Raw genomic sequence first — 17306 nt, forward strand, 5'->3', positions numbered from 1 at the left:
AGTGGAAATTTCTTTCATTTCAACTATAAAATCAACATTTAGCAATACTTTTTTTGCCAATTTTTTGTCCGTATAAAAAAAGATGTATATTTAAAATCTCAATCAAGCCTTTTGTTATTTATCTTTTTATGAAATTACACCTTCTTAATAGGTCCAGTTTACAGAACAGCTCCTTTACAGTTACACATAATAGGTATTCCCATTTTTTAAAAATTTGGCATTACCACCCGGAATTGGAATTGGTATACATTGCACAAAGTACAGGGACCCGTTTTATTGGTGATGGAATTGAGAAATTCTCCCAAGGCGACCTCGTTTTGATAGGTAAAAATTTACCCCATATGTGGCTCAATGACGAGATTTACTTTGAGGCTGATTCGGGCCTGATTTCCGAGGCCATTGCCATACACTTTAAGGAAGATTTTTTAGGGTTGGATTTTCTAAATGCCATAGAAATGAAACCAATACTGCAATTGATCAAAAGGGCTAGCCAAGGAATTAAATTTTCCAATATTGATTCTAAACTTATTGAAAAAATTGAGAAACTTCAAAACCACGAACCTTTTGATAAGACAATAAAGCTAATTGAAATACTGTACAAATTGGCTAATCATGAGGAGTATCAATTATTGTCAAGCCCGGGATTTTTGAATTCCTTTAACAAGACGGATAACAAAGGCTTGGATGAAATTTATGAGTTTGTCTTTAAAAATTTCAATCAGCCCATAGGGTCCAAGGATGTAGCAGAGATAGCCAAAATGAACCCTTCTGCCTTTAGCAGGTTTTTTAAACGTATCCACAGAAAGACGTTTACCCGTTATTTAAATGAGATACGAATTGGGTATGCCTGTAAATTATTGATAGAGAACAAAAATAACATTACGCCGGTGTGCTATGAATCCGGCTTTAACAATATTTCAAATTTTAACCGACATTTTAAGTCCATAACTGGGATGTCTCCCTCCGATTATATTAAACTTCATACTCAAAATTGACAAAAATAGTAATGTTGGCAAAAAAAGTATTGAAATTGGTACTTCTTGTGGTTGCTATGGATGTGGTTTGGAATTAGTTTTGTCTTGATTAATATTTCACATAATGAACAGCAAAATTATTATAACGGATGTTCTGGTTAAAGATGTCCGATTTCCTACCAGCAAATCACTGGACGGATCAGATGCCATGAATCCGGATCCGGACTATTCCGCAGCTTATGTAATACTGAAGACCGATCATCCAGACGGACTGGAGGGCCATGGATTAACCTTTACCATTGGTAGGGGCAATGAATTGTGTGCTGCGGCCATCCATTCATTGGCGCCTTTGGTAAAAGGAAAATCTTTGGAGAGTTTTACTGCAAATATGGGGGCGTTTTGGAAGATGATCACCGGGGACAGTCAATTGCGTTGGCTGGGTCCTGAAAAAGGTGTTATTCATTTGGCAACGGGTGCTGTGGTAAATGCCGTTTGGGATCTTTATGCCAAGGTAGAAAAGAAACCATTGTGGAAATTGCTGGCCGATATGACACCGGAGGAATTGGTTTCCTGCATAGATTTTACTTACATTACGGACGCCATTACACCTGCAGAAGCTCTGGAACTTTTGAAGGCCAAAGCTTCTTCCAAGCAGGAGCGTATTGATAAACTTTTAAAGGATGGATATCCTGCATATACCACCTCTGCCGGTTGGCTTGGTTATTCGGATGACAAAATGAGGAGACTTTGCAAGGAAGCAAAGGCTTCTGGATTTAAGCATATGAAAATAAAGGTAGGATCAGATTTAAAGGATGATATGCGGCGCGCATCCATAATCCGTGAAGAGATCGGTACCGACCTAAAATTGATGATGGACGCCAACCAGAAATGGGATGTGGACGAGGCAATTGCCAATATGGCTGAGCTAAAAAAGTTTGATCCATGGTGGATCGAGGAGCCAACTAGTCCTGACGATATTTTGGGCCATGCGAAAATAGCAAAAGCCGTTTATCCTATAAAAGTGGCAACAGGGGAACACTGTCAGAATAGGGTTGTATTTAAACAATTAATGCAGGCCGATGCCATTGGTATCTGTCAGATAGATAGCTGCAGGGTAGGTGGGGTAAATGAAATTTTGGCCATTCTTTTAATGGCGGCAAAGTTCAATATTCCTGTTTGTCCCCATGCAGGGGGAGTAGGACTCTGCGAATATGTGCAACATCTGTCCATGATAGATTATATTGCTATAAGCGGTTCTTTGGAAAACCGAATAATAGAATATGTGGATCATTTGCACGAACATTTTTATGACCCTGTGGTAATAAATAATGGGGCCTATATGCCCCCGTCAATGTCGGGCTATAGCATCACTATGAAAGAACAATCTTTGGAGGATTATAGTTTTCCGGAAGGTGTAATTTGGAAGGATGGGGCAAAGGCCAAACAATAGGGAACAAAATAGAATAGTAACCGAGATAAATAACCTTAAGAAAATATGTCACTTTTTAGTCTAGAAAATAAAACAGCCATTGTTACCGGTGGTGCCAGTGGTATTGGTGAAGCTATATCCAAAGCCTTTGCCGGCCAGGGAGCGCATGTGCACATCCTGGAATTTAATGTGGAAAACGGAGAACGTGTAGTTGGGGAAATAGAAGCTAAGGGCGGTAAGGCCAAGTTTCACGCTTGCGATGTTTCCAATAATGCCCAGGTAGCCGAAATTATATCCGCTATTGGCGCCCAGAGTTATATTAATATTTTGGTGAACAATGCGGGGATAGCCCATGTGGGAAATTTGGAGGGAACCGCAGTAGAGGATATGGATCGCATATATAATGTAAACATCAAAGGGGTTTATAATTGTATGCATGCCGTTATCTCCAAGATGAAGGAGAAAGGAGGGGTCATTTTAAATATGGCTTCCATTGCCTCCACGGTTGGTATCTCGGATAGATTTGCTTACTCCATGTCCAAAGGAGCAGTGCTAACCATGACCTATTCCGTGGCCAAGGATTATTTGGATCTGGGCATTCGCTGTAATAGCATTTCTCCGGCACGAATCCATACGCCGTTTGTAGACGGATTTATAAAGAAGAACTACCCAGGTAAGGAAGCGGAAATGTTTGAAAAATTATCCAAATCCCAACCTATTGGAAGGATGGGCAAACCTGAAGAGGTGGCTAACTTGGCAGTTTATCTCTGCTCGGACGAGGCTTCCTTTATAACGGGAACCGATTTTCCTATAGATGGAGGGTATATAAAATTAAATGGATAGGTTATTCTGAAAACCTGTTTTTGGACCAATTTAAAAATGGAACTAAATATCAAATGGATGTTTTAGTTCCATTTTATAAAACCAGTAACACCTGCTCCGGGAATATTCGGAAATATATTCAAACATCAATTCTTAATGAATAAAATAGTTCAATACCTAGCCATAATATCTCTTTTGGCCGCTTGTACCCAGAAATCGGAGCCAAATGCCTTGGTGATGCCGGTGTCCAACACCATTGAAGTAAAAGATACGGACAGTAAGGATTCCATTTTGCTCAAGGCGGCCCATGTGGTGCCTACAGCCAATCAGTATGAGGCTCTGCAAAACGAGTTTATCGCTTTCATCCATTTTGGCCCAAATACCTTTACCCGTATGGAGTGGGGTAATGGAAAGGAAGATCCTAAAATATTCGACTTACGGAATTTGGATACGGACCAATGGTGTAAGGCTATGAAGGCTGCCGGGATGAAAATGGTGATTTTTACCGCCAAGCACCACGATGGTTTTGTTTTATGGCAAAGCCGCTATACCGATCACGGGCTAATGTCTTCGCCCTTTAGGGAGGGCAAAGGGGACGTCCTCAAGGAATTGTCCGAATCCTGTAAAAAATACGGTCTTAAACTGGGGGTATATTTATCTCCGGCCGATCTGTTCCAAATAGAAAGCAAGGATGGCCTATATGGAAATTTAAGCGAGTACACGGATAGAACCATTCCGAGACAGGTGGAAGGTAGGCCATTTGAAAACAAGACTACATTCACCTTTAAAGTGGACGACTATAATGAATATTTTTTAAACCAGCTCTTTGAATTGCTTACCGAGTACGGACCCATCCATGAAGTTTGGTTTGATGGTGCCCACCCTAAAAGAAAAGGAGGCCAGACCTACAACTATTTGGCATGGAAAGAATTGATAAGGACCTTGGCCCCTAAGGCGGTTATTTTTGGGAAAGAGGATATTCGTTGGTGCGGCAATGAATCTGGTAAAACCAGGGATACGGAATGGAATGTGATTCCCTATCTGGAAAACCCCCATCAAATGAACAGTTTTGCAGATTTGACAGAGGAATCCTTAGGAAGTAGGGAAGATCTTTATAAGGGGAAATATCTACATTACCAACAGGCGGAAACCAATACCTCTATCCGCGAAGGATGGTTCTATAGGGATGACACGGACCAGAAAGTCCGAAGTACGGATGATGTGTTCGATATATATGAAAGATCGGTGGGTGGTAACTCTACCTTTTTGCTGAACATTCCCCCGAATAGGGAAGGGAAATTCTCTCCAAGGGATGTTGCCGTATTGGAAGAGGTCGGCCAACGGATCAATGAAACCTACAGTGTCAATTTGTTGTCCAGCGCCAACGGACCTAAAGCTATTTTGGATGAAAACTTAAACAGTTTTGAATTGTTGGGCAAAGGACCTCAAGAGATCATAATTGAAAACAATGCACCAATCACTATAAACAGATTGGTTATTCAGGAAGCTGTAGCTTCCCATGGGGAAAGGGTTGAAAAGCATGCCTTGGATGCTTGGGTGGACAATGCCTGGAAAGAAATTGCCACAGCTACCAATATTGGTTATAAACGCATATTGCGATTCCCGGAAGTTGCTACCCAAAAATTGCGAATTAGAATCTTGGATTCGCGCTTTTATCCTGCTATAGCGAGCGTATCCGCCCATTATTACAAGGCAAGGCCACCCCAGCTCAGTATTGTAAGATCTTTGGAGGGAGTGGTAACCATATCGCCCAAAAAGGACACTTTTGGATGGAAACCACACGGGGAAGATATAGCGGGAAACATCAATTCTGGTTATAAAATTCGTTATACTACTAACGGTGGGGAGCCCACGGCCGAATCTACAATTTATAAGGAAGCTTTTGAAATACCGTCGGGAGAGGTGAAGGCAGTAGCCGAGGTCAATGGGCAATTGGGTAGTGTTGCTTCACAGCTTTTCGGAATGGTAAAAAAGGATTGGAAACCTGCAGGAGTGGATAGTGTTAAAGGGGAACATGCCGCCTTGAATGCTTTCGATGGCGATTCTGAAACCTACTGGAGTTCGGTTGAAAAATCTGGATCGCACTACATCAATATAGACCTTGGAAAAGTATATGACATGAGTGGATTTACCTATACCCCACAAACTTCCTCTTCAGAAGGGATGATAGAAAAGGGTGTTGTTAGGATAAGCGAAGATGGAAAAGCTTGGGAAAATGTGGAGGACTTCCAGTTTGGGAACTTAATAAACGATCCCACTGCCAGAACCCATATGTTCAAGGCCAAAATTAAATCAAGATATATCGGCATTGAAACGAAAGTGATTGCAGGAAATGGCAGAACTGCGGCTATTGCAGAATTGGATTTTTTATTGGATTAATATTTAGGATATGATTTCTTACTAAAATATAATGAAACAAAAGGCCTTATATTATTTTGTATTTGCCCTATCCTTAATTGGTTGTTCACCATCGGTCTCTGACATTTATATAACTGCCAATAGGGAGATTTATAAAAATGGAGAGCTGGTATTTGGCACTATCAATGAAGGGATAAATGCTGTGGACAAACTTCGCAAAGAGGGAAACAAAAATACCCTGACCCTTCATCTAATGGAAGGGGAATATAGAATAAGCGCGCCCATTAGAATATCACCAGAAATTGGCCCGTTGAATATTATTGGGGAAGGCGTTGGGAAGTCTGTGGTTAAGGGGTCCAAATTGCTCAACCCTCAATGGGAAAAGTTTAATGACCATATTTGGGTGGCACAATTACAGAAAGAGGATGATTTTGATCAGCTGTTTGTTAACGGGCATAAGCAAATATTGGCGCGTTACCCCAATTACGATGAGAATGGCGGGCATTGGCAAGGACATGCCGAAGATGCTATTTCCCCAGAGAGGATAAAGACTTGGGACAATTACTTCGGGGTTATAGTCCATGCTATGCATAGTGGGGAGTGGGGCGGATTTCACTATGTTTCCACAGGGATTGATGAAAATGGGGACCTTATATTGTCCGGAGGGAATCAGAATAATCGTCCCTCAAAAATGCACGCCAAGTATCGTATGGTAGAAAATGTATTCGAGGAATTGGATGCTCCCGGCGAATGGTTCATGGATAGGGATCATAAATTATATTATTGGCCTACCGAGGGAACGGACATTGGGAATGTCTTGATAGAAGGGGTCCAACAAAAACATTTGCTGGAAATAGTGGGCTCTGAGGAGAATCCAGTTAGGGATATAGAAATAAGCGGAATAAGGTTTGAACATGCCCAGCGTACTTTTATGGAAAAGTATGAGCCATTGTTGAGAAGCGATTGGACCATTTATAGAGGGGCGGCCATTATTCTTGAAGGGACACAAAACGTGAAAATTGGAAATTGCGAACTGACCAATTTGGGGGGGAATGCTATTTTGGTTAATAACTTCAACAGGGACGTGACCATTTCCAACAACCATATACATGACATTGGGGCGTCTGGTATCAGTTTTGTAGGTAGTCCCGAAGCCGTGAGATCACCATCGTTCCAATACGATGAATTTGTTCCTATGGTGGAAATGGATACCGTTCCCGGGCCAAAATCAAACAAATACCCCAGCAAATCCATAGCGGAGAACAATCTAATATATCGAATAGGAAGGGTAGAAAAGCAAACGGCCGGGGTACAGATTGCCATGGCCATGGATATTACGGTTAGTCACAATAGTATATATGACGTTCCCAGAGCGGGAATCAATATTGGCGATGGCACTTGGGGCGGACATATAATTGAATACAATGATGTATTTAATACTGTCTTGGAATCTGGAGATCATGGGGCTTTTAATTCTTGGGGCAGGGACCGGTTTTGGCACCCTAATCGCGAGACTTTGAATGAAATAGTAGCCGCCAACCCAGAAATGCCCAATTGGGATGCCATTCACACTACCGTAATCAGAAATAATAGGTTTCGCTGCGATCATGGCTGGGATATAGATTTGGATGACGGAGCCTCCAATTACCATATATACAACAATCTGTGTTTAAATGGTGGAATTAAATTGAGGGAAGGATTTTATCGCACCGTGGAAAACAACATTACCATTAATAATGGTTTCCACCCACATGTGTGGTTTAAGAGTAGTGGGGATGTTTTTAAACATAATATTGTATTTACGGAACACAAGGATATACGACTACAGGATTGGGGCAAGGAAGTGGATTATAATCTTTTTCCAGATGAGGCAAGCCTGAAACAAACCCAAAAAAAAAGGGGTGGACAAACACAGTATTTTTGGTGATGCATTATTTGTTGATGCAAAATTGGGGAATTATACGGTTAAAGAGGAATCGCCTGCCTTTGAAATAGGGTTTAAAAACATAGATATGGATAGTTTTTGGGTTACCGATATTGAGCTCAAATCCTTGGCCAAAACCCCTACAATACCTACCATGTTTTTTGGTGATAGCGGTGAAGGGGACGCAGTGGTCCAATGGTTGGGTTCACAAATTAAAAGTGTAACTACAATGGCCGAGAGGTCGGCTTCAGGCCTAAACAAGACAGCAGGTGTCCTTGTATTGGCCATAGAACCGCAGACTGTTATAAGCAAATCCCCGCTTCAGGTAGGGGATGTTATTATATCCGCCGAAGGCGATGAAATAAATACGGTGGCAGATTTAATGAAAACTTACCAAAATAATAATTGGAAAGGGAAATTGAATCTAACTATATTTAGGAATCAAAAAGAAAGGCAGATTTCATTGACGACTAAAAAATAATGGATTGGAATTATGAAGGGTTGGTATAAGTATTTTATTGTTGCAGTTTTGATTGGTGGAACCATCTATGGCCTTAATGGCAAAAGATCCACGAATGTTGAAAAACAGCCGAATATTATTTATGTTTTGGCGGATGATCTCGGATATGGTGATATAGCAATCTATAATCCTGACAGTAAGATAAAAACACCCAATCTGGATGCTATGGGATCTGCAGGGATAATATTCACGGATGCCCATACCTCTTCCTCTGTTTGTACCCCTACGCGATATGGAATTATTACCGGAAGGTACAATTGGAGGAGTCCATTAAAAAGTTCGGTCCTTACCGGAAATTCCAAGGCATTGATTCCTAAAAACAGAACTACCGTGGCCTCCTTGCTTAAAAAGGAGGGCTACGAAACTGCATTTATTGGCAAATGGCACCTGGGATGGGACTGGGCTCTTAAAAATCCTAGTTTAGAATCAGGTGAAGGTTGGAATCCAGAGGATTTTGATAATATAGATTTTTCCAAAGAAGTTAAGAATTCACCAAAAGGCCTTGGTTTTAAATATTCTTATGGGCACTGTGGTTCCTTGGATATGGCGCCATATGTGTATGTGGAAAACGGTATGCCGACCATGGTCCCTGATACCGTTACAGAAAGCAAGGATAAGTATGGTTGGTGGCGTAAAGGGCCTACTGCCCGGGATTTTGATTTTGATGATGTTACCCCGAACTTCTTTAGAAAATCCTTTGGCTATATCAAAGAAAAGTCCCAAGAAAAGTCTCCTTTCTTTTTGTATTTGGCATTGCCTTCGCCCCATACCCCCATTTTACCTACCGACGAATGGAAGGGAAAAAGTAATCTAAATCCATACGGGGATTTTATGATGATGATCGATGACTATATGGGACAATTGACAGAGGTGTTAAGGGAAGCAGGGATCGAAGATAATACCATGGTGATCTTTACCAGTGATAATGGTTGTTCCCCTGCCGCCAAGATTAATGAAATGATGGCCAAGGGGCATAGTCCCAATGGAATTTTAAGAGGCCATAAGGCAGATATTTTTGAAGGTGGACACCGTGTGCCCTTTATGGTAAAATGGCCCGCAAAGATTAAGCCGAATACCCAATCGGATAAGACCATATGCACCACGGATTTGTTGGCTACCTGTGCAGATATAGTGAATGTTGAATTGGAGGATGACGAAGGTGAGGATAGCTTTTCCTTTTTACCACTGTTGACCGATCCAGCGTCCAAAGATTATCATAGGGAGGCAACGGTACATCATTCCATCAACGGCAGTTTTGCCATAAGAAAGGAAAATTGGAAAATGATTTTCTGCCCGGGTTCTGGTGGATGGAGTGATCCCAAACCTAATTCGGAAGGTATAGGCGACCTCCCCAAATTTCAGTTGTATGACCTGAGCAAGGACCCCCGGGAAGAAAATAATGTTTACGGTCAGTTTCATGAAGTGGAAAGTGCCCTGACCAGACTATTGGTCTCTTATATTGAAAATGGAAGAAGTAGGATTGGGGAAAAGCAAAAGAACGACCCTGAAGGATATGGTACTAAGGATTGGAAACAATTGAAGGTATTTTATAATTGATTTGAAAATTTGAAATTGCTTAATTTGAATATTTATTCCCAAAACCATAAGCAAAAATTATATTAATAGTAATTCAATAAATAGAGACAAATGAAACTAATAAGATTTGGAGAAGTAGGAAAGGAAAAGCCGGGAGTGCAATTGGAAAATGGTACCCGATTGGACGTATCGGCCTTTGGAAGGGATTATAACGAGGATTTCTTTGGAACGGATGGCTTGGCCCAGCTAGAAGATTGGTTGGCAAAAAATGAAGGTAGTTGTCCTAAAGTGGCTAATGATGTACGTTTGGGTGCACCCCTGGTGAGACCATCAAAAATTGTATGTGTGGGTCTTAATTATGCCAAACACGCAGCAGAAAGCGGAATGGCAGTTCCTAAGGAGCCGGTATTGTTCTTTAAAGCTACCTCCGCAATGGTTGGCCCTAACGATGACGTGATTATTCCAAAAGGAAGTGAAAAAACGGATTGGGAAGTGGAGCTGGCCGTAGTTATTGGCAAAAAGGCGTCCTATGTTTCGGAAGCCAACGCTTTGGATCATGTTGCCGGTTATGTGTTGCACAACGACTACAGTGAAAGGGCCTTTCAAATAGAACGTGAAGGACAATGGGTTAAAGGAAAAAGTTGTGACACTTTTGCTCCTGTAGGACCTTTCATTGCCACCAAAGAGGAAATTAAGGACCCTAACAATTTACATTTGTGGTTAAAACTAAATGGGGAAACCGTACAGGATAGTTCAACTTCCGATTTTATCTTTAATGTGCAAGAGGTGGTGAGTTATATCAGTCAGTTTATGACCCTTTTGCCAGGGGATATTATTTCAACTGGGACTCCTTTTGGAGTAGGATTAGGATTCAACCCCCCTAAATACTTAAAAGCTGGGGACGTGGTAGAATTGGGCATTGAAGGGCTTGGAAGTTCCAAGCAAACTGCAAGGGCCTATAGCGGGAAATAAAACCAAACTTATTTTTAATGTACCCTAATATATGTGGACGGGTCCATCCCGATCACATATTTTAATTTTTGAATTGTTCAGGTCCTGCCTTTGCCTGTCTGCGGATAGGCAGGCCGTACCGGACAATATTTTATCCTTTAGTGTTCCTTCGAGCGGGATCGAAAGGTCATCGGTTTTGTACGCCACACAAAATCTATAGTGGAAACTTAATTTAAAAACGAAACTAACATGAAATCCAAATTCCAGGTAATTATATTGTGTCTATTGGCTACTATTAAGGTTGCCACAACATATGGACAGAAGTTGGAATGGACCGAGATCGAAAATGGAATTTGGAAAGCCAGTATAGGGGATCCGGAGGATATAAGCTTGCTTCGGGCTGCGGATATAGAGCCCATGGTACAGGCTATAAACAGATTGCCCGCCGCCGATTTTCCTTTTCAAAAAGATAGGATCAAAACTAAAATAGTGGACGGGAAGACCTATTTGCAGTTTCCGCTGACCAGGGAAGAGCAAATTTATGGCTTGGGACTCAACTTTAAAACAGTACACCAGAGAGGCCGTATCATGCAATTGCATGTGGATCATTACGGTGGTCGCGATGATGGCCGTACGCACGCCCCGGTTCCTTTTTATGTATCTTCCAAAGGGTATGGAGTGTTGATAGACGCGGCCAGATATATTACGGTGTACGCCGGAACGGGTGTTAGGGTGGAGGCCGATGATAAACCGGTTTTGAGGGACAGGAACACTGATCCCCATTGGCAGGCGCAACCTTATTCCGATGCCGTGGAGATTTTGGTGCCTGCAAAGGGAACCGATGTCTATGTATATGGCGGTTCTACCCCTATGGAGGCCGTACAACGTTATAATTTATATAACGGAGGTGGTTATATTCCCCCGAAATGGGGCCTTGGTTTTACCCAGAGGGTACCTACGCTTTACAGTCAGGCTGATATTGCCCAAGAAGCCCAAGAGTTTAAAGATCACGATTTCCCATTAGATTTTATTGGAGTGGAACCGGGCTGGCACAGTATGGCCTATCCCTGTACATTTGAATGGGACAGTACAAGATTCCCTGACCCAAAGAGGTTCATTAATGAATTGTTGGAGGATGGGATTAGAACAAATTTATGGTTGAACCCCTATGTGTCCCCGGTAGGTTCCCTATATCCGAAATTAAAGGGTCTCTCCGCTTCGCATACGGTGTGGAACGGTATAGTGCCCGATTTGATGCTTCCCGAAACCCGGGATATTTTGAAGGCACACTTTGTTCAAAATCATTTGGACCTAGGGGTTAGCGGTTATAAAATAGATGAGGTGGATGGTTTTGATTTTTGGATTTGGCCAGATGTAGCTACGTTTCCATCAGGCTATAGTGGCGAACAAATGAGACAGGTTTACGGACTGTTGATTCAGGACATGACGGCCAAATGGTTCAAAGAAAGAAATCAGAGAACCTACGGTTTGGTAAGGGCGTCCAACGCCGGGGCAAGTTCCTTGCCCTACGTTATTTACAATGATTATTACAGCCACAGGGATTTTATAACGGCCCTGGTAAATAGCAGTTTTATTGGAGTGTTTTGGACGCCGGAGGTAAGAGCTTCCAAGACGGCCGAGGAGTGGTTAAGGAGAATGCAATCTGTTTGCTTTTCACCTATGGCCATGCTGAATGCCTGGGCAGACGGTACCAAGCCATGGTCATTTCCCGAAGTGGAAGAGGCGGTACGGGATGTGGCCAATTTAAGGATGCAGTTATTGCCTTATATTTATTCTACCTTTTCCCAATATCATTTTGAAGGGTTACCACCTTTTAGGGCCATGAATTTGGTAGACGGATTTTCCTATGACCAAGAGATAGCCGAAGGGGAATTGGACTCTACGGACAATCCCTATAAAGTAGCCATTAAAAGTGAAATAAAGGATCAGTATATGATGGGCGACAATATTTTGGTGGCCCCCATGTTCGAAGGCGAAAAGGAGAGAAAGGTAATCCTGCCCAAAGGAAAATGGTTCGATTTCTATGACGGTTATTTCGTAGGTGAAAATGAAGTAATTACAGTTGCTCCCGGTTTGGAAAAAATTCCCTTGTTTGTCAGGGATGGGGGTATAATTCCTATGCGACCGGTTAGGAGACAGGCTCCAAAATTGGGCGAGAAAGTAGATTTGATTATTCGGCATTACGGAACAAAAGAAGGAAAGTATACTCTTTACGATGATGACGGACTAAGTTTCGATTTTGAAAAGGGACAATTTACCAATGTAGAAATACAGGTCAAAAAGGACCGCAAAGGAAAACTTGTAGGCACCATAGGTAGCCCTGAAAAAGGGAAGCCATATAGCTATAACAAAAAGGTGACCTGGGAATTTAAAACCAAATAATATCTATATAAGAACTGAAATATGAAAAAACTATTAGGATTATTGCTCTTGCTTTTTGTCTCCAATACCTATGGGGAAATTTGGCTTCCTTCCATTCTTTCGGATAATATGGTGCTGCAACAAAAGTCGAACGTTACTATCTGGGGGTGGACCACAGCTACCAGCGAGGAGATTACGGTTTATGGTACTTGGAACAATGAAAAAGTGACCACCAAGGCGTTCCAAGGGGTTTGGTCCTTGCAATTGACTACACCTAAGGCCGGAGGTACGTACAGTGTAATTGTGGAAGGCCACGAGAAATTGGAGTTGAGGAATGTCCTGATAGGCGAAGTTTGGCTGGGTTCCGGACAAAGCAATATGCAATGGACCCCAAAACACGGTTTGGACAATGCGGAAGAAGAAATAAAAAATGCCAATTACCCAGAAATACGGTTTTTTCAGGTAGCGCAGCAAATATCGGACAACCCCCAGGACCAACTAAGGGGTAAATGGGAGGTTTGCACGCCCGGAACTATGGAGAAATTTAGTTCCGTAGCTTATTTTTTTGGTAGGGAGCTGCATCAAAATTTGAGTGTCCCTGTAGGTGTTATCAACTCCAGTTGGGGTGGTACGCCAGTGGAAGTTTGGTTAAAAAAGGAATTAATTACCCAAGATGCCCAATTAAAGGAAGCGGCCAAGAAACTGAATGAAGTTGCCTGGTGGCCCAGTAAGCCGGGCTTGGCCTATAATGCCATGATACACCCCATTACTAAATTCAAAATAGCAGGTTGTATTTGGTACCAAGGGGAATCCAATAGGGTAAACCCGGTTTCCTATTACAAATCCTTTCCCTTGATGATCGAATCCTGGAGGGAGGAATGGGGCAAAGATCTACCCTTCTATTTTGTGCAGATAGCCCCATATAAATATGATGATCCCATGGATACGGATGCGGCACATGTAAGGGATGCGCAATTGTATACAATGCAAAATTTGGACAATACGGGTATGGTGGTTACCAATGATATTGGTAATTTGGAAAATATACATCCCACAAACAAGCAGGATGTAGGGTATCGTTTGGCACTTTGGGCATTGGCCAAAACCTATGGAAAGGAAGGGATGCAATATTCGGGACCTGTGTACAGGTCCAAGGAAATTAAAAATAAAAAAATTGTCCTCAGTTTCGATTATGCCGAAACGGGTTTAATGCAAAAGGGCAAGGACTTACGCGAGTTTTTTATTGCCGGGGAAGACGGGGTGTTTTATCCCGCCAAGGCCAAAATTAGGGGTAATACGGTAGAGGTGTCTTCTTCAAAGGTCAAAAAACCAGCAGCGGTCCGATTTGCTTTTACCAATGGGGCATTGCCCAATCTATTTAATTTAGCGGGCTTGCCAGCTACGGCTTTTAGAACGGATAATTGGGAATTGGAATAGTTTAAATTACTTAGTTTTTACACATGAAGAGACTTATTACCACTTTATTTATAATGTCGATCGCGACAAATTTAGCCCAAGAGCAAGCAGGTGATACCGTTCTGCGGAACGAGCAAAAGATGCAATGGTTTAAAGACGCCAAATTGGGAATCTTTATCCATTGGGGCTTGTATTCCGTAAACGGGATCGATGAATCCTGGTCGTTCTACAATGGTTATATTTCCCATGAAAATTATCTAAAGCAAACCAAGGGGTTCACCGCCAAAAAATACGACCCAAAAGCCTGGGCCGATTTAATTAAACGCAGTGGCGCCAAATATTCGGTGATCACTGCCAAACATCACGAAGGCTTTGCCCTTTGGGATACTAAATTTGGAGATTTTAACGCCGTTAAGAGCTCGGCGGCAAAAAAGGATGTGTTATCGCCCTTTGTTTCCGAACTCCGAAACAATAAGATAAAGGTGGGCATTTATTACTCCTTGCCCGATTGGTCATACCATGACTATACCCACTTTACTAGGGATTCCATTAGATATAAAATTTCCGAAGAACCAAGACGATGGAACAAGTTCCTAAACTATTATCAAGGGCAATTAAAGGAATTGTCCCATAATTACGATCCCGACCTTTATTGGTTTGATGGGGATTGGGAGCACAATTCGGAGGAATGGGAAGTGCCCAAGGTGCGACAAATGCTTTTTGACAAGAATCCCAATACCATTTTGAACTCCAGATTACGGGAACAAGGGGATTACGCCACTCCGGAACAAGGGATGCCCATTACCAGACCAAAGAACAAATTTTGGGAACTATGCCTTACTATGAACGATTCCTGGGGTTTTCAAAAAAACGATCACAACTATAAAACTACAGACCAGATTATTGGAATTTTTGCCGATGTAATAGGTAACGGAGGCAATATGTTACTGGATATAGGTCCCAAGGGCGATGGCAGTATTCCTGAGGAACAGGTTGCGATTTTGGAAGGTTTGGGACGGTGGACCAACAAACATAAGGAGGCTATCTATGGTACGCGTTCCGGGATTCCCAAAGAACATTTTTATGGTCCTACAACCTTATCCAAAGATGGGAAAATTCTTTATTTGTTCGTGAAGGGCAATTCGAATGGCGAGGTAGTTATACGAGGACTTAAAAATAGGATCAATCGAATTTATGTTGTGGGGGAGGGGACAAAGTTATCACATCAGGTTATTGGCAAGGTATATTGGAGCCATTACCCAGGGATTAACTATATAAAGTTGCCGGAACATGTTCTGGATGAAAACATGACCGTCCTGGCCGTTTTGTTGGATGGTAAGGTAGATCTTTATCGCGAAGATGGTGCAGTAATAGAGAGCAACTAAGCCTTGAATAGAAAAAATTTTTAACAGATGAAAAGACATTTACTTAGGGTTTTAAGCATTGGACTTCTAATATTGGGATGTAAGGAGACCACAAAACCTATTAATGCCAATAAAACCCAACCACCAAATATTGTATTATTCTTAGTGGATGACATGGGATGGCAAGATACATCTGTACCTTTTTGGAGTCAAAGAACGACTTATAATGATATTTATCAAACCCCAAATATGGAGCGATTGGCTAGAGAAGGGATGAAATTTACCCAGGCTTACGCTACTGCGGTATGTTCACCAACACGTGTTAGTCTAATGACAGGGATGAATGCGGCCAGACACAGGGTAACCAACTGGACCTTACATAAAGATAAATTGCAACCCATGGAAACCAACCATAAGGTACTCCAATTTCCAGAGTGGAACGTAAATGGGTTAAGTCCGGTTGCCAGTACTGAAAAAGCGGTGCATGCCACTCCCTTGCCTCAATTGTTGAAAGAGGCGGGGTACTTTACCATACATTCCGGGAAAGCCCATTTGGGAGCTATTGGCACTCCAGGGGAAGATCCTTTGAACCTTGGCTTTGTTGTAAATATAGCCGGACATGCTGCAGGAGCTCCAGGAAGTTATTTAGGTAAGGAAAATTTTGGGAATGGGAAAGCAGGAAAGAAAGTTTGGGCAGTACCTGGATTGGAGAAATACCATGGCAAGGATATATTTCTAACCGAGGCCATTACCCAAGAGGCAAAACAGGCCATGGATTCCGCCTTGGAAAAAAAACAACCCTTCTTTTTGTATATGGCACATTATGCAGTCCATACCCCCATTATGACGGATAGTAGATTTGTTCAAAAATACTACGATAAGGGGCTGGATTCCACCGAAGCTAAATATGCATCCTTGGTAGAGGGAATGGACAAGAGCCTGGGGGATATTATGGATTACCTGGATGATAAGAAGATTAGTGACAATACTATAATCCTTTTTATGTCGGACAATGGTGGGCTCAGCGCTGGGGCCAGGGGAGGAAAAAAGCACACCCATAATAAACCCTTGAGCAGCGGAAAAGGCTCTGCCCACGAAGGTGGGATTAGAGAACCTATGTTGGTAAAATGGCCGGGAAAAACAGTGCCTAATTCCATTACTGACCAACAAGTTATAATCGAAGATTTCTACCCATCCATTATGGAAATGACAGGGGTTAAGAGTTATGAATCAGTACAGAAGGTAGACGGCATTAGTTTTGTCCCAGTACTTTCGGGAAAGGGAGCTATTGGTGACCGTCCCTTATTTTGGCATTATCCCAACGAATGGGGGCGATCTGGTCCCGGAATTGGGGCTTCCAGTAGTACCCGGGTGGGCGACTGGAAGTTTATTTATTATTATAGGGACGGCAGTATGGAGTTGTTCAATATTAAAGAAGATATAGGGGAAACCAAGAATCTAATAAAAGAGCAGCCCGAAAAAGCAAGGGAGTTGGCCGTGATATTATCGGAATATTTAAGGAAAGTAGAGGCCCAGATACCTTATAGAAAGGATACCGGAGAGCAGATTGCCTATCCCGATGAGATTTTAAATTCTTACAAAAGCTAAA

At 42.1% G+C, this 17306-nt stretch carries 12 protein-coding genes; all 12 read left to right on the top strand.

Annotated elements, in window-relative coordinates:
- Positions 1-128: 128 nt before the first annotated feature.
- Positions 129-995 carry an AraC family transcriptional regulator gene (locus tag QSE00_RS16170; RefSeq protein WP_110354904.1) on the top strand — a complete coding sequence of 289 codons (867 nt, stop codon included), beginning with the start codon at positions 129-131 and terminating at the stop codon, positions 993-995.
- 103 nt (positions 996-1098) lie between these two features.
- Positions 1099-2424 (top strand): L-fuconate dehydratase, encoded by a 1326-nt coding sequence (locus tag QSE00_RS16175; RefSeq protein WP_110354905.1) that lies wholly within the window; start codon positions 1099-1101, stop codon positions 2422-2424.
- Positions 2425-2469: 45 nt separating this feature from the next.
- Complete coding sequence (locus QSE00_RS16180) at positions 2470-3246, top strand: SDR family NAD(P)-dependent oxidoreductase (RefSeq protein WP_110354906.1); 777 nt, start codon at positions 2470-2472, stop codon at positions 3244-3246.
- Positions 3247-3381: 135 nt separating this feature from the next.
- On the top strand, positions 3382-5625 hold the full coding sequence (locus QSE00_RS16185) for an alpha-L-fucosidase (protein WP_286106750.1): 2244 nt from the start codon (positions 3382-3384) through the stop codon (positions 5623-5625).
- A 31-nt stretch (positions 5626-5656) separates the two neighbouring features.
- Complete coding sequence (locus tag QSE00_RS16190; protein ID WP_286106751.1) at positions 5657-7531, top strand: right-handed parallel beta-helix repeat-containing protein; 1875 nt, start codon at positions 5657-5659, stop codon at positions 7529-7531.
- Positions 7506-8009: a PDZ domain-containing protein gene (locus tag QSE00_RS16195; RefSeq protein ID WP_286106752.1), complete on the top strand. Its 504-nt coding sequence runs from the start codon at positions 7506-7508 to the stop codon at positions 8007-8009. The genes QSE00_RS16190 and QSE00_RS16195 overlap by 26 nt, the downstream gene beginning before the upstream one ends.
- Before the next feature lie 12 nt (positions 8010-8021).
- Positions 8022-9605, top strand: coding sequence for a sulfatase family protein (locus QSE00_RS16200; RefSeq protein WP_286106753.1), 1584 nt, complete (start codon positions 8022-8024; stop codon positions 9603-9605).
- A gap of 90 nt (positions 9606-9695) precedes the next feature.
- A complete protein-coding gene (locus tag QSE00_RS16205) occupies positions 9696-10556 on the top strand; it encodes a fumarylacetoacetate hydrolase family protein (protein ID WP_110354910.1) in 861 nt (286 codons plus the stop codon).
- A 228-nt stretch (positions 10557-10784) separates the two neighbouring features.
- Entirely contained in the window at positions 10785-12938 is a 2154-nt protein-coding gene (locus QSE00_RS16210; protein WP_286106754.1) for a glycoside hydrolase family 31 protein, read from the top strand.
- Between the two features lie 21 nt (positions 12939-12959).
- Positions 12960-14354: a sialate O-acetylesterase gene (locus tag QSE00_RS16215; RefSeq protein ID WP_286106755.1), complete on the top strand. Its 1395-nt coding sequence runs from the start codon at positions 12960-12962 to the stop codon at positions 14352-14354.
- Between the two features lie 23 nt (positions 14355-14377).
- On the top strand, positions 14378-15718 hold the full coding sequence (locus QSE00_RS16220; RefSeq protein WP_286106756.1) for an alpha-L-fucosidase: 1341 nt from the start codon (positions 14378-14380) through the stop codon (positions 15716-15718).
- Between the two features lie 27 nt (positions 15719-15745).
- Entirely contained in the window at positions 15746-17305 is a 1560-nt protein-coding gene (locus tag QSE00_RS16225; RefSeq protein ID WP_286106757.1) for a sulfatase, read from the top strand.
- Position 17306 lies beyond the last annotated feature (1 nt).

This window comes from Arenibacter flavimaris (assembly GCF_030291335.1).
Taxonomy (GTDB): Bacteria; Bacteroidota; Bacteroidia; order Flavobacteriales; family Flavobacteriaceae; genus Arenibacter.